Source organism: Ensifer sp. ENS09 (assembly GCF_014852425.1).
Taxonomy (GTDB): Bacteria; Pseudomonadota; Alphaproteobacteria; order Rhizobiales; family Rhizobiaceae; genus Ensifer.
The window spans coordinates 823018-836492 of the sequence record NZ_JACVBP010000001.1; the positions used below are offsets into that span (position 1 = coordinate 823018).

At 64.1% G+C, this 13475-nt stretch carries 12 protein-coding genes; 2 read left to right on the forward strand and 10 right to left on the reverse strand.

The features are described 5' to 3' along the window. Window positions 1-2: 2 nt before the first annotated feature. Window positions 3-1109 carry an endonuclease/exonuclease/phosphatase family protein gene (locus IB267_RS04165; protein ID WP_192446520.1) on the reverse strand — a complete coding sequence of 369 codons (1107 nt, stop codon included), beginning with the start codon at window positions 1107-1109 and terminating at the stop codon, window positions 3-5. 339 nt (window positions 1110-1448) lie between these two features. Here IB267_RS04165 and IB267_RS04170 point away from each other — a divergent pair, with 339 nt between their 5' ends. Then, window positions 1449-2906 (forward strand): CYTH and CHAD domain-containing protein, encoded by a 1458-nt coding sequence (locus tag IB267_RS04170; RefSeq protein WP_246810539.1) that lies wholly within the window; start codon window positions 1449-1451, stop codon window positions 2904-2906. A gap of 21 nt (window positions 2907-2927) precedes the next feature. Here IB267_RS04170 and IB267_RS04175 read toward each other — a convergent pair whose 3' ends face one another. From IB267_RS04175 to IB267_RS04205, 7 genes are all read right to left on the reverse strand, one after another. After that, on the reverse strand, window positions 2928-3728 hold the full coding sequence (locus IB267_RS04175; protein WP_192446522.1) for a transporter: 801 nt from the start codon (window positions 3726-3728) through the stop codon (window positions 2928-2930). A gap of 136 nt (window positions 3729-3864) precedes the next feature. Further along, window positions 3865-5412: a DUF1254 domain-containing protein gene (locus tag IB267_RS04180; protein WP_192447171.1), complete on the reverse strand. Its 1548-nt coding sequence runs from the start codon at window positions 5410-5412 to the stop codon at window positions 3865-3867. A gap of 372 nt (window positions 5413-5784) precedes the next feature. After that, complete coding sequence (gene dapA / locus IB267_RS04185) at window positions 5785-6702, reverse strand: 4-hydroxy-tetrahydrodipicolinate synthase (protein ID WP_192446523.1); 918 nt, start codon at window positions 6700-6702, stop codon at window positions 5785-5787. Window positions 6703-6950: 248 nt separating this feature from the next. Next, window positions 6951-7592, reverse strand: coding sequence for an Isoquinoline 1-oxidoreductase subunit (locus IB267_RS04190; RefSeq protein ID WP_192446524.1), 642 nt, complete (start codon window positions 7590-7592; stop codon window positions 6951-6953). A 2-nt stretch (window positions 7593-7594) separates the two neighbouring features. Continuing rightward, a complete protein-coding gene (locus IB267_RS04195) occupies window positions 7595-9748 on the reverse strand; it encodes a molybdopterin cofactor-binding domain-containing protein (protein WP_113189608.1) in 2154 nt (717 codons plus the stop codon). 4 nt (window positions 9749-9752) lie between these two features. After that, window positions 9753-10208: a (2Fe-2S)-binding protein gene (locus IB267_RS04200; protein ID WP_089043588.1), complete on the reverse strand. Its 456-nt coding sequence runs from the start codon at window positions 10206-10208 to the stop codon at window positions 9753-9755. Window positions 10209-10448: 240 nt separating this feature from the next. Further along, entirely contained in the window at window positions 10449-10844 is a 396-nt protein-coding gene (locus tag IB267_RS04205) for an Ohr family peroxiredoxin (protein ID WP_034793353.1), read from the reverse strand. A gap of 150 nt (window positions 10845-10994) precedes the next feature. On the opposite strand from IB267_RS04205, the gene IB267_RS04210 reads away from it, so the two are divergent. Next, window positions 10995-11480 carry a MarR family winged helix-turn-helix transcriptional regulator gene (locus IB267_RS04210; RefSeq protein ID WP_192446525.1) on the forward strand — a complete coding sequence of 162 codons (486 nt, stop codon included), beginning with the start codon at window positions 10995-10997 and terminating at the stop codon, window positions 11478-11480. Window positions 11481-11607: 127 nt separating this feature from the next. Here IB267_RS04210 and IB267_RS04215 read toward each other — a convergent pair whose 3' ends face one another. Further along, window positions 11608-12639 (reverse strand): DUF3095 family protein, encoded by a 1032-nt coding sequence (locus IB267_RS04215; protein ID WP_192446526.1) that lies wholly within the window; start codon window positions 12637-12639, stop codon window positions 11608-11610. Between the two features lie 200 nt (window positions 12640-12839). Continuing rightward, the gene (gene greA / locus IB267_RS04220; RefSeq protein WP_192446527.1) at window positions 12840-13322 is read right to left on the reverse strand and encodes a transcription elongation factor GreA; all 483 of its coding nucleotides are present in this window, start codon (window positions 13320-13322) and stop codon (window positions 12840-12842) included. Window positions 13323-13475 lie beyond the last annotated feature (153 nt).

The following is a 13475-nucleotide window of genomic DNA, read 5'->3' on the forward strand; positions in this document are numbered from 1 at the left end:
GTTCACACATCCAGGGTGATGGCCACGGGGCAATGGTCGGACGCCTTCGGCCTGTCCCAGCCGGTGCGCGGATAACGCTCCACCTCCAGCTCCGGCGGAAAAATCGTGCGGAACGGCTGGCCGCCGCGAATGACCTCGGGCACCTGGTGTGCGTTGCGCTTGGCAAGCGCCGGCGACAGCCAGATATAGTCGAGCTGGCAGAGATGCCGCTCCTGCGGCCCGCGGCTGTGAAACAGCGTCCAGCGGTCCATCACCGGCCGGCGCAGCATCGGGTTTTCGGCGAAGCCATCATGAGTGAAAACGTCGAGCGAACTCGTCTCCTCCTCATGCGGAACGAACTGGTAGCCCGTGCGCCGGTCGCCGAGGATGTTCACCTTCTCCTGGTAGTCGTTCATGTCGCCGCAGATCGCAAACATCTTGTCTGCCGTGTGCCCGCGGCCAAAGCGGCTTTCGATGATGTGGCGCACGGCCGAGGCTTCGGCGACGCGCAGCGGCATCGTCGCCTGCCGGCCGTCGAGCCCTTCGCGCGCCGGCCCCATCGATTTGAAATGCACCACATAAAGCGTCAGCGGTCGCCCGCCGATGCGAAGATCGAGCTCCAGGCAGTCGCGCTTGAAGATCCGGTCGGCCGGCCGGTTGGTATGGGCGATCTGGTCGTTGAAGAGGTCGAGGTCCTCATAGGTCAGCCCCGCATGGCTTTTGACCTCCAGGCACTCGATCGGCTGGCCGTCGCGCGTCTCCTCGCGCATCAGCACGGCCACATCGATCCCGCGCGAATCATTGCCTTCGATCAGGTACTTCTGGCGATAGCCGTTGCCGACCATGCGGAAGAGGTAGTTGTATTCGAAGGCCTGCAGCGAGGCCATGTTGTCGGCTTCCTGCAGGCAGAGGATATCCGCATCGCAATCGGCGATCGCCAGCGCCGACATCTGCCGCGTATCGTCCGTATGCGCAATCGTGCGCGCCTCCTCCAACCGCTGGTACTCGGCTTCCGTCTTCACGTCGAAGAGCCGCAGCACCCGGTCCTGTTTCAGCTGGTTGCGAAATCCGGAAAAGTCGAAGCGGCTCAAAAGGTTTTCGATATTGAAGGTGGCAAGGCGAAGCGACATTTATCAATTCCGTGGCATGAAATGCCGGGAGCTTAAAGCAATTCCAGGAAAAGTGCGAAGCGGTTTTCCGTCCGGAATTGCGTCATCTCAAAAGCAATTCCAGGAAAAGTGTGAAACGGTTTTCCGTCCGGGATTGCGTCATCTCAAAAAGCAATTCCAGGAAAGTGTGAAACGGTTTTCCGTCCGGAATCCATTGAAATCCCGTACACCTCAGCGGCCTCCCGCTTCGAACGCGACCTATCGCGTCGGACCGCCACGCAAATATGATCCATGTCATTCAGAACACGAACCAATGTGCTCATATGGCATTATCGCGTTGTCTATCGCACTTGTTGGAGGATGGGGTTGAACACGGAAATCGAAATCAAGCTCGATCTTCTCCCTGAAGATCTCGATCGCTTTACCGAATCCGGACTTCTGGGTGAGCCGGCAAGCGTCGAAAGCCAGCGGTCGGTCTATTTCGACACGCGTGCCCGCGACCTGTTCCAGTCGGGCTTCACCCTGCGCATCCGCACGGTCGGCTCTGCCCGCACCCAGACGATCAAGGCCACGGGCGCGAGCGCCTCGGTCTTTGCCCGGCCGGAATGGGAGCAGCCGCTGAACGATGACGAACCGGTGGTCGACCACACCACGCCGCTTGCCGCCCAGTTCGACCTTGAGCCGGGCGATCTGCAGGCGCATTTTGCCGTCGATGTCGAACGCACCACCTGGAAGGTGAAGCAGGATGGCGCCGACATCGAGGTCGTGCTCGACCGCGGCCGGATCACCGCGGGCACCCGCCAGACCACGATCGGCGAGATCGAACTCGAACTCAAGGACGGCGCGCCCGAGGCGCTCTTCACGCTTGCCCGCCGCATCGAGGCGATCGTTCCCATCCGCTTCGGCGTCATGTCCAAGGCCGAGCGCGGATTCCGTCTCATCGATGCCGAGCAGATGGTCTTCAAGGCCGAGCCGGTCGAGCTCGACCGCGAGATGCGGGTGGCAAAGAGTTTTCGCACGGTCGCCCTCTCCTGTCTTCGCCACCACCGCCTGAACGAGGACGTGCTGCGCGTGCGCCAAAACCCGGAGGCGCTGCACCAGGCCCGCGTTGCCCTTCGGCGCCTGCGTTCAGCCTTCTCGCTCTACAGGGATCTGCTTCAGGACGAAGAGAGCACGCGCCTGAAAGGCGAGCTGAAGTGGCTGGCAGGCGCCTTCGGCAAAGCCCGCGACGTCGACGTTCTCCTGGCACGCGCATCGCAGCCGGAACTTGTCGACCGGCTGAAGACTGCCCGCGCCGCCCGCTATCGCGAAGTGTTCGAAGCGCTCGACGACGGCCGCGGCCGCGCCCTGATGCTCGACCTCTACGAATGGCTGCATTGTGGCGCCTATCTCTCGTCACCGCCCGCCGAACTTCATGATCGTCCGGTGACCGATTTCGCCGAGGCGGTGCTCGACCGCGAGCGCCGGAAGCTGAAGAAGCATGGTCGTGCGCTCGCCAAGGTCAACGACGAGGAACGGCACGAGGCCCGCAAGGACGCCAAGAAGCTGCGTTATGCCGCCGAATTCTTCGCGACGCTGTTCGACGACAAGCGCGGCGCCAGGCGCCACAAGCGCTTCACCACGGCCATGGCCGCGCTGCAGGATGAACTCGGCACGCTCAACGACCTGGTCTCGTCGCCGCACGTGCTGAGCGATATCGGCCTTGAGGACCACCCGGACGCCGGAACGCTCGTCGTAGAGGCGAACAAGGACAGGCTCATCGACCGCGCACAGGCCGCGCTCGACGATGTGATCGACGTCAAGCGTTTCTGGCGCTGAGCGCCTGCCAGCCGGTCGGTGTCACTCGGGAAAGAGAAAGGTGATGCCGGCCCGCACGCCCCAGCCGTTCGGGCCGTTGTCGGGCGAAGCCGCCCAATAGCGCGCGCCAAGCTGAAGGCTCACCGGCTGCTCGCCGAATTTGGTGAGCTTCGACACGGAAAAATTGATCGGCACGCTCCACTGGTCGTTTTTCCAGTCGTAGGTGCTTTCCGTGTTGAGCGCGAAGGTCCAGGCATCCGGTGTGGTGTAGGACAGGAACGGCTGCAGGAAGGTCGAGCTCACGTCGTCTCGGTTGTGGTCGCCGGCAACCGACCAGATGTGGTTGGCGAGCACGCCATAGGTCCAGTGGTTTTCCTGCTTGAGCAGCACGGCCGTCGGCCCGACGCCCCATTTTTCGCCGCCGAGCAGATCGTCCGTCGCCGTCGGCAGCAGGAACGCCGGCCCCGCGCCCCAGATAAGGCCGCCGGATGTCGGCTCCTTGGGCGAGAAGAAGAAGCTCTGCAGCGTATCGCCGAGGCCGAACTGGTGGCCACTGTCGCCGGCAATGTCGTTCTGCCAGACGACGGGCAGGATGGTGCGGGAGATGACCGTCCAATCGTCGTTGAGCGAAATCGGGATGACCGGCTGGATGTTCAGCGTCACCTTGTTGCCGTCATCGGGGCCGTAGCCGCGGTCGTAGTTGAACTGGAAGGGCACGCTGATCAGCGAGGCGACCGGGTTCGAGAGCTTCTTGGCGAGGTCGGCGCTGGAATCCTGCGCAAAGGCATGGGGCGCGGCGAGCAGCGCGGCAACCAATCCCGCCGAAACGACACGTGGATGCATCGACAGTCTCCATTCCGAATCACGATCTTTGCCGTTCAACTACACACGAAATCGCGAAACGGAGCCAGAGAGCGCAAGGGATTGCCGGAGCGGGTTCACCCCGGCGCCGCTTCCGCCAGGGCCTGCCGTGCCGACGTCAGGCCGAAACCGTGATTTTCGGCGGCTGCCAGGAGCCGTCGAGGATTTCGTCCTTGCCCCAATAGGCGCGAATATAGAGCGAGAAGATCCCGTGCGGCGCTGGCAGCCAGTTGCTGTCCTTCTCCCCGCCGGGGCGCTCGGCGCTGACATAGAGCGTCAGCGAGCCATCCTCATTGTGCTTCAGCTTGTCGCTCTTGGTGCCCAGCGAGTAGCGCTTGAAGTCGTTGGTGTGGAAGAGGTGCTTGTCGTTATAAAGGGTCAGCGACCAGAAGCCGTGCACCGGCGGCTCCTCGCCGGCGGCAAAGGTGATTTCGTAGAGCTTCACGCCGGTCAGCTGGTCGCCGGCGCCGTCGAAATCAGTATAGAAATACTGCGTCTCGTTCGGCCGGTTGTTGAACATGTTCGACCTGGCGGTGCCGGTCCGGTTGAAGTAGTCGATGCCCCATTGTCCATTGTTGACCGAGCGGTTCCAGCCATTGCCGGCCGGAAGCCCGTTGCGCTGCCATTCGAAGAAGGGGCGGATGACCTTCTCCTCCGTCTCGATCGCCGTGTCGACGAGCATGCCTCGAAGCTCGGGATCCCGCTCGGCCGCGTCGAGCAACAGGCGGAACTGGGCAAAAAGCGCCTCCTCCCCCGGCAGCGGATCGACCGCGGCGATGGCGTCGCCGAACTGGTCGAAGAACGTCTCCGGCGTCACCCATTTGGTTTCGCCGTCGGTCGCGCCGCCATTCAGGGGCGGCGCCGGAATGTCGGTCAGCTTCGCCCAATTGATGGTTTTCGCTTCGCCGGTGAATTCCTTCAGCGGATAGAAGACCACCTGGTTGATCAACGGCTGGATGGCCTGGTTGTCGTCGCTGACATCGGTCTGGAAGATGCGTGGAATGGCGCTGGCAAGCGATGTCGGCGAGCGGATGATGTCGGTGATGCCGGCGGGCTTCAGCCCGTCCCAGTCGGGACCGACCAGGAGGTAGAAACCGGCGCGTGTGCCATAGGGCTTGCCAAGCTGGCCGAACTGGTCGGTGCGGGCATCGTAAAGCGCATAGACCCAGAAGCGGTCGCCGAAGTCGGGCACCTGCGCAACGACGGGCTCGTCGTCGAGTTCGAAGAAGCCAAGGCCGTAGACCACATCCTGGTTGGGGCATGTGACGAAGGTTTCCGACGGCTCGATATAGTCGTGCAGCATGCCCACCTGGCCGCGCGGGGCCACCGGCGAAAGGCCACCGAGCAGACCCGCATAGGGCGCCTGGGTGATCTTGGCCCGGCGGTTCAGCATGTTGACGATCGGCCAGCCCCAGACATAGGCCATCTGCGCGATCGTGCGGGCATAGCCCGGATGCATGGCGACGCCGGTGACCGGCAATGTCGGCGCACCCGGCCCGAGCGCCTGTTGTGCCGCGGCGGGCGTGGCCGAGGTCGCGACCGAGGCGGCCGTCAGCGCCGCCGGAACGGCCGCTCCGGCGCCGATCGCGGCCAGCGAGGCTGCGCCGATCCCGCCTTTCATCATGTCGCGTCGAGTGACTTCAAGATTGCTGCCGGATGTCTTCATCATCGTCTCCAGGCGTCCTGATCAATCAGCTTTGGGACGGGCACCCGCACAGGCGCCCCGTTTTTGGCACACCGTCCATCTCGCCCGGCTTGGTCCTCGCGCCGGGAAACCGGCTTTCGCCCTCACCCGTGACGGTTCAGGGCACGGATCGCTCGCAAGAATGGTTCTCTGTTTTTTTCCTCAACTGCGGCATTTCAATGCCCGGCAGCACGGTCCGCGCAGCGCCATCGGACACCGCGCATAAGGACCGCTATCCTGCCGAAACAAGCCGTTCGGCGAAAGTACGTAACTGTTAAAATACGATGCAAACGGCTAAGCAGCAGGGCGATCTTCCCTTTACCGACCGCCCCGCCTTGAGAAACCGTCACAGGCTCAGCGCCGGCCGTCCTGCGCCGCCATCGCCCTTTCGATCCTCAGCGCCAGATCATCGCTGACCGGCACCATCGGCAGGCGCATCTCCGCACTGTCGATCAGACCCGCGCGCCACAGCCAATGCTTGATCGGCCCGGGGCTCGGCTCGGCAAAGAGCAGCCGCGGCAGATCGGCAAGGCGCTGCCAGGCGGAAAGTGCTCCCGCCTGGTCACCGGCAAGGAGCCTGTTGCGGATGTCGGCAAAGGCTGCGGTCTGCACATGGGCGGACGCCGTGATCCCGCCTTCCGCCCCTTGCGTCAGCGCCGTGTAGAACAGCGGATCTTCACCGGTCAGCACGGCGAAATCGCTGGGCTTGTGACGCAACAGATCGAAGGATTGCATCGCATCCGCCGAACAATCCTTGACGCCAACGATGTTTCTCCGCTCCGCCAGTTGCAGCATCGTCTCGTTGCCGAGGTTGACGCCCGTCCGGTAGGGAATGTTGTAGATCAGGATCGGCCGGTCCGTGACGTCGGCAAGCGCCGAGAAATGCGCATAAAGACCGCGCTGCGACGGCCGGGTGTAATAGGGGCAGGCAATCAGATAGCCATCGGCGCCCCAGGTCGCCGTCCGCTCCAGCGCCTTCACCGACTTCCGCGTATCGCTACCGGAAAGCCCGAAATAGACGGGGATGCGCCGCCCCGCTGCAGCCAGGGTCTCGTTGGTGATCGCAACCACCCGCTCGCACTCCGCCTCGTCGAGCGCCATGCCCTCGCCCGTGGTCGCGCCGAGAATGAAGCCGTCGATCGGCTCCGCCGCATAGTGGACGACCAACCGGCGGAGCGAGCGCTCGTCCAGTTCACCGTCGCGAAACGGCGTGATCAGCGGCAGCCAGAGGCCGCCAAGGCCCGGCGATCGTGTTGAAGCTGTGCTTTCCATGAAATTCCATCTCCTTGAAGAAACCGGAGACGGAGAGCGCAAGCGAAAACCCCGTCCGAACCGGCGGGGTCGATCTGATCCTTGTGCTTGCTATGCTCTGCGCGCAACGACCGTCAGCCCCGGATACGGGGCTTTTTTCACAGTCGTCAGTTTTGCGAGGCGGCAGGTCATGGTGCTGAAGGTCGAACAGTCCGGCTGCCTTGTCAAGGAGGACCGGTGCCGCACTCAGTCCCCACATCTGCCTTCGCTCAGTCTGGACATTCCGCGCCGGTCTCCACCCAGGCGGTGATCAGCGCGGCGAACTCCGGTTGCGAACCGGGCGGCGCACTGCGGCCCTCACCCGGATGCCAGGCCCAGCCGACCAGGTGATCCTCGCCCATGTGCTTGATGAGATCGGCATGGGAGCGGTTGCCGTTACGCTCGGTGTCCTTCACCTGTTCGCAGATCTCGCGAACGGTGAGGCCCTGCCAGGCCATGCTTTCGGGCGCCAGCTGCCAATGGGCGTTGCCGGGGATGGACTTCAGCCGGCTGCCGACGATCGCCCGGTTCACCGCGCCGTGGCAGGTGCTGCAGGCAAGGCCGGCCGGCCCCATCGAACTGTCGGCGACGATCATCAGAGGCACATGCGGGTGCATGTCCTCGCCCTGCGTCGGGCTGCGCGTTGCCGGGTGGCAGTTGATGCAGCGCGGATGGGTGAGCACCCGGCTCGCCTCGGCAAAGATCGCCTTCGAGCGCTGGCGCGCATCGGTGATCGAGGCAAAGTCGGCCGCGCCTTTCAAGGCGCCGCCGCTGGCGGTTTCGGCAAAACCGCTGACCGGCTCGAAAGTGGCGATGAGACCTGCCGCCACGAGCGCGGATGCAAGCGAGAGAGCAAGGGCGGGCCTGTTCATGGTCACACCCTCCTCAGGTCGCCCTGGTCGATCGGGAGGGTTCTGAGCCGCTTGCCGGTCGCCATGAAGATCGCGTTCAGAAGCGCCGGCGCCACGCCGGGCGTGCCCACTTCGCCGATGCCGCCGGGAGCCTCGGCGCTCGGCACGATATGCACCTCGATCGGCGGCGTCTCGTGAATGCGCAGGACAGGCGCATCGTCGAAATTCCCTTCGACCACCGCGCCGTTTTCGACGGTGATGCGCCCGTAAAGTGCCGCACTCAGGCCGTAGACGACGCCGCTCTGGATCTGTGCTTCGACCGTGTCCGGGTTGATCACCTGGCCGCAATCGACCGCGCAGACGATACGCTCGGTCTTGAACCTGCCGTTCCCGTCGAGGCTGACTTCGGCGACCATCGCCGCGAAGCTGCCGAAATCCTCGGCAACCGCGATACCCCGCCCCCTGCCCTTGGCAAGCGGGGTCGACCAGCCGGCCTTCTCGGCTGCAAGGTCGAGCGCGCCGAGCAGCCGCGGCTTGTGCTGCAGCAGCCGCCGCCGGTATTCGAGCGGATCGATGCCCGCCAGTTCCGCCAGTTCGTCGATTCCGCATTCGACCGGGGGAATGTTGCGGGTGGCGCCGACACCACGCCAGTTGCCGGTGAGCATGCCATCCGGCGCCTCTTGGCGGGCAAAATCGGTCTGCCTGTTTTCGATCGCATAGGGCGTTTCGGCCCCCGCCATCTGGTCGAGGTCGACACCGTCCTTGGTAAAGCCCGGGAACCAGCGCGCCATGACCGACGGGCCGATGACCCGGTGCCGCCAGGAGACCGGCATGCCGTCGGCCCCGAGCGTCGCCGTCACCTTGCTGTAGTTGAGGTAACGATAGCAGTCGTGACGGATGTCCTCCTCCCGGCTCCAGGTCACTTTCACCGGGCCCTTCACCTGCTTGGCGATCTTCGTCGCGAGGATCACGCCGTCGACATCGAGCCTGCGGCCAAAGCCGCCGCCGAGCAAGTGGTTGTGCACCACCACCTTTTCGACCGGCAGGCCGGTCACGTCGGCCGCCGCCTGCCGTGCCCGGCTCATGATCTGCGTTCCCACCCAGACCTCGCAGCCATCGGGGCGCACATGCACGGTGCAATTCATCGGCTCCATGGCGGAATGGGTCAGGATCGGCATGCGGTAGACGAATTCGTGCACCGGCCCATGCTCGGCCTCGGCCTTGGCGACATCGCCTTCGCTGACATGCGGCAGGGCTTTGCCGTCGATCGCCGCATCCATGAGGTGCTCGAGTTCGGCTTGCGAAACCGAGGCGCTCGGCCCCGGATCCCATTCGATCGAAAGGGCCGCGAGCCCCTTCCGCGCAGCGCCGGTATTGTTGGCGACGACCGCGACGGCCTCCTCGATGCGGACCACCTGACTGACGCCCTTGATCGCCATGGCCGGGGCCTCGTCGACTGAGCGCAGCTTGCCGTTGAAGTGCGGACAGATCGCGATCGCCGCATAGGAGACGCCATCCGGGCGGGCATCGATGCCGAATTTCGCCGTGCCGTTCACCTTCTCCGGGCTGTCGAGACGATGCACCGGCTTGCCGATCACCCGGTAGCTGGACGCCGGCTTCAGCGGCACCTCCTGCGGCACGACTTCAGAGGCCGCAGCCGCAATCAGGCTGCCATAGGCGGCGCGCCGGCTGCCGGCGGTCTCGACCACATGTCCCGCCTCGGCCTTGCAGGCGTCGGGCGAAACGCCCCAGTCGCGCGCCGCAGCACCGATGAGCATGATGCGGGCCGCAGCACCCGCCTTGCGCATCTGCTCGTAGACACCGCGGATCGCAAAGGAACCGCCGGTGATCTGGTCGCCCAGCAGCGGATTGGCATATTGCTTGGGGTCGGCCGGCGCATGTTCCAGCACCACCTGGTCGAGCCCGACCTCCAGCTCTTCGGCAAGCATCATCGCGACCGCCGTATAGATGCCCTGCCCCATTTCCACCGAGGGCATGACGAAGGTGATCTTGCCTTCCTGGGGAATGCGGATGAAGGCGTTCGGCGAAAAGGGCTCGCCCGCTGCGACGGCCGCCTGCGGCCTGAAGCTGATCACCAGCCCCGCACCGGTCAGCGATGCGCCGATCAGAAGCTGGCGGCGCGATAAGGAAAGGTTCGTTCTGTCGAAGATGGACATGGCATCACCCCCGCGCCGCAAGCTTGATGGCTGCACGAATGCGCGGATAGGTGCCGCAACGACAGATGTTTCCGGCCATGACCGCATCGATGTCGTCGTCGGTCGGCGTGGGATTGGCGGCAATGAGCGCGGTCGCCGACATGATCTGCCCGGATTGACAGTAGCCGCACTGCACCACGTCGATGTCGAGCCAGGCCTGCTGCACCCGTTTGCCCTCGGGCGTGTCGCCGATCGCCTCGATCGTGGTGATCGATTTCTCCGCCGCCTCGGACACCGGCATCACGCAGGAGCGCGCCGCCTGCCCGTCGACATGCACCGTGCAGGCGCCGCACATGGCGATGCCGCAGCCGAATTTGGTTCCGGTAAGCCCTATCGTGTCGCGCAGGACCCAGAGCAGAGGGATATCGCCGTCCACATCGACGGCATAGCTCTTTCCATTGACCGTGAGGTTGTAAGGCATGCGACCATCGGCCCCTCAGGGCCGCTCCCCTGTACATGCGAAGGAGCGAAAATACCAACAAGGCGGACGATCGGCCAAATTACATTCTTGTGAGGTCCCGTCGGGAAAATCCCTCCGCCACCGCCGCCGGACGCCATGCGTAGAGGAACGAGCGCTGCTGAAACGAAATCGGGATGCGCCGCGGCTGGTGACCAGCTCAGGCACATCCCGATGATATCAATAGGTTTTTTTAAGCGGAAATCAGAGGAGATTGGTCTCGACGTCGATGTTGCCGCGCACCGCCTTGGAGTAAGGGCAGATATCATGGGCGGCGTGGATGATGTCGTGCGCAACGTCGCGGTCGAGACCATCCAGGCGAACGTTCAGGCGGGCACGCAGGAAATAGGAGCCGTCGTTGACGTTGAGATCGATCTCGGTATCGACCTGCGGCCCGGCCGGGAGCTTCACCTTGCGCTGCAGCGCTGCGAGCTCGATCGCGCCCAGGTAACAGGCCGACCAGGCGGCGCCGAACAGGTTTTCCGCCGCCGGATGCGGCTGGGTGAGCTTGAGTTCCAAAGTGCCGTCTTGGCTGATGGTGCCGCCGTCGCGGCCGCTGGTGTTGTGGGTCTTGCCGGTGAAAAGGAGCTTCTCGGTCATGTCATTTCCTCTCTGTTTGATTTTTTATCGGATCCGCTTTAATCGGATGCGATGTTTATAATTGAACCACGGGATGCCGTCAACACCATTGCGATTTAATCGGATGCGATTTATATTAAGTGCAGACAACGAAAAGGAAAAAAGATTCCCATGTCCACGTCCAAGACTGCCAAGGACCCCGGCACTGCATCGCCCAAGCGCGGCAAGAAGCTCTCGAACTTCCTGTGCTTTGCCATTTACTCGGCAAATCTTGCCTTCGGCCGTGCCTATAAGCCCCTGCTGGACAAACTCGGCCTGACCTATACCCAATACGTCACCCTGGTGGCTCTGTCGGAGGAAGACGACCAGACGGTGAGCACGCTTGGCGAAAAGCTCTTTCTGGAATCGAACACGCTGACGCCGATCCTGAAGAAGCTCGAGGCTGACGGTTACCTTCAGCGTCGCCGCGATCCCACGGACGAACGCCAGGTGCGGCTGACGCTGACGCCGGCCGGCCAGGCGCTGGTGGATGCCGACCCGGGTGCTGCGCTGACCGACGCGATCGGCCTCGGCGACGACTTTGCGACGGTGCAGCAGTCGGTGGCAAAGCTGCGCGACAACCTGCTGAACGCCGGCCAGGCCGGAAACAGGAAATAGCAAAGGTCGCCGAAACGCCCGCCCGCCGCCACCGCGATTATCGTTCGCATAAAAAGGTCGGCGCCCTGATCGGCGGATTTCAGCATTGCACTGGAGGGCGGCGCGCCGCCCTTGCCGCTTGGCACGATCAGGCGCTCAAGCATTCACGCGGCGCCATCATTTCCGCAGCCTTGGCGTAGCCGCCATCCATGCCGTCGAGAAAATGCAGGTGCGCATCCGGCCGCGCCGACGGCACAAGGCAGGTCATCAGCGCGTGGCTCTGCCGATGCAGCCCGAAGATGACCTCGCCGCGCGCCTTGGCCGCCGCAAGGATCGCCTCGATGCGGTCGATCTGCTCCGCAGTGCAATCCACCGTCAGGCGCAGTCCGTCGTCATATTTGCGAAAATCAGAACTGGCAGCGACACCCGCCCAGCGCTCGGGCGCAACCCGCACCCGCGCGTCCTTCGGCACGCCCATTTCCTCCGGCAAAGGGTGCGACTGCCGCGGTGCCTGATCAAAGACGGAGATCACCGCGCGCGCAACGGCGGCAAAGCGCTCGGGCGTGACGTCGTCGGCGGGTTCTGCCAGCAGCGACAGGATCTGCCCCTGCCGGCTTGGAAACGGCCGCCATTCGCAGGCAAGGCCGGTCAGATCCGGCTCGCTGCCGTGGCTTTCCGGCGACAGCAGGTAGCGCCCCTGCTTCAGCTGCCGCTCCGCCCATTTGAGCCCGCCGCCGGCAAACATCGCATAGGTCGCATGCTCCGACGCGGCATAGCGGGCGATCCGCACATCCTGGCCATGGTCCCTGATGTCCCGGACCGTCAGCAGGCCGACACGCAAATCGAGGTTAAACCGGTCCCTTGCCAAGGCCGCGAGCTGCCGCAGCGCCGAACGCGCCATGGCCTCCCCGCCCGGCGCCAACGCAAAGGCCGCGCCATCGCCGCGAAACACGAAGGGAAAGTCGAAATCGCCGCGCGCGTTGCCGATGGCGGCAATCGCCGAGGCGCCGACATAGTTGACGTCCTCATAGCGCCCGGCCCGGATCGCGCCGGTGGAATTCACGACGTCGGTGATGCCGATCAGCCAGTCGTCCGGCAGCGGCACGTAGACATCGGGATCAAGCACGCGGGAAAACTCGCGATAGGCGCGAACGGGCGCAGCGTCACCAGTGTTGTGCATGTCCATTCTCCGTACCGACGAACCCGAGCAACCCTCTTGACCGCCTGCCTCCGGCAGGCGCTTCCGATCATCCGGCACCGCCAAATTAGATCGGACGCGACATAAATACCGACGAACGACGGAATGTCAAGTTTGCACTATTAAATCGGATACGATTATTATAGCTGCAAACCGGCGTCATCACGCCGGCACGTCAGGGATCAGGAAATCGCCACGACCTCGAGCTCCTGGTCGCCGACAGTGACGAGATCGCCCACCGCCTTGCCCATCAGAATGCGCGCCACCGGCGCCACATAGGAGATCGACCCCGCCTTGGGATCTGCCTCGTCCTCGCCGACGATCCGGTACTTCTGCACCCGCCCGTCGTCACGGCTGAAGGTCACCGTGCTGCCGAAGGCGACAATCTCGTTCGAGGCAGGTTCCGGCATCAGCTGCGCGGTGCGCAGCCGCTCGTTGAGATACCGCAGATCGCGCAGCGGTCCCGCCTGCTGGCGCCGCTTTTCATTCACGTCGTCCACCGCGGCCGCCGCCTCATAGGCCGCGCGCGCCCCCTGAAGCTGCCCCTCCAGCGCGTTCAGCCCGGCCTCCGTCACCAGGTTCGGATGCGGCGAAATCGCCCGGTCCGGCAGCAGCGTCTCGGCGGCGGTTTCGGCACTTTCTTCCTTGGTGAAGGCAACGCTCAATCTTCAAAACTCCGTATCGCGGGCAAGAGGCCAGCTTCATATCGGCCCCGGACCGGCCTATCAACACTATAAGCCGCTTGCCCACCCGCCGGCCACCGGAATGTCCACCTGCTGCCGCGTGGCCGAAGCCGGGCCGCGATTGCACCACGCGTG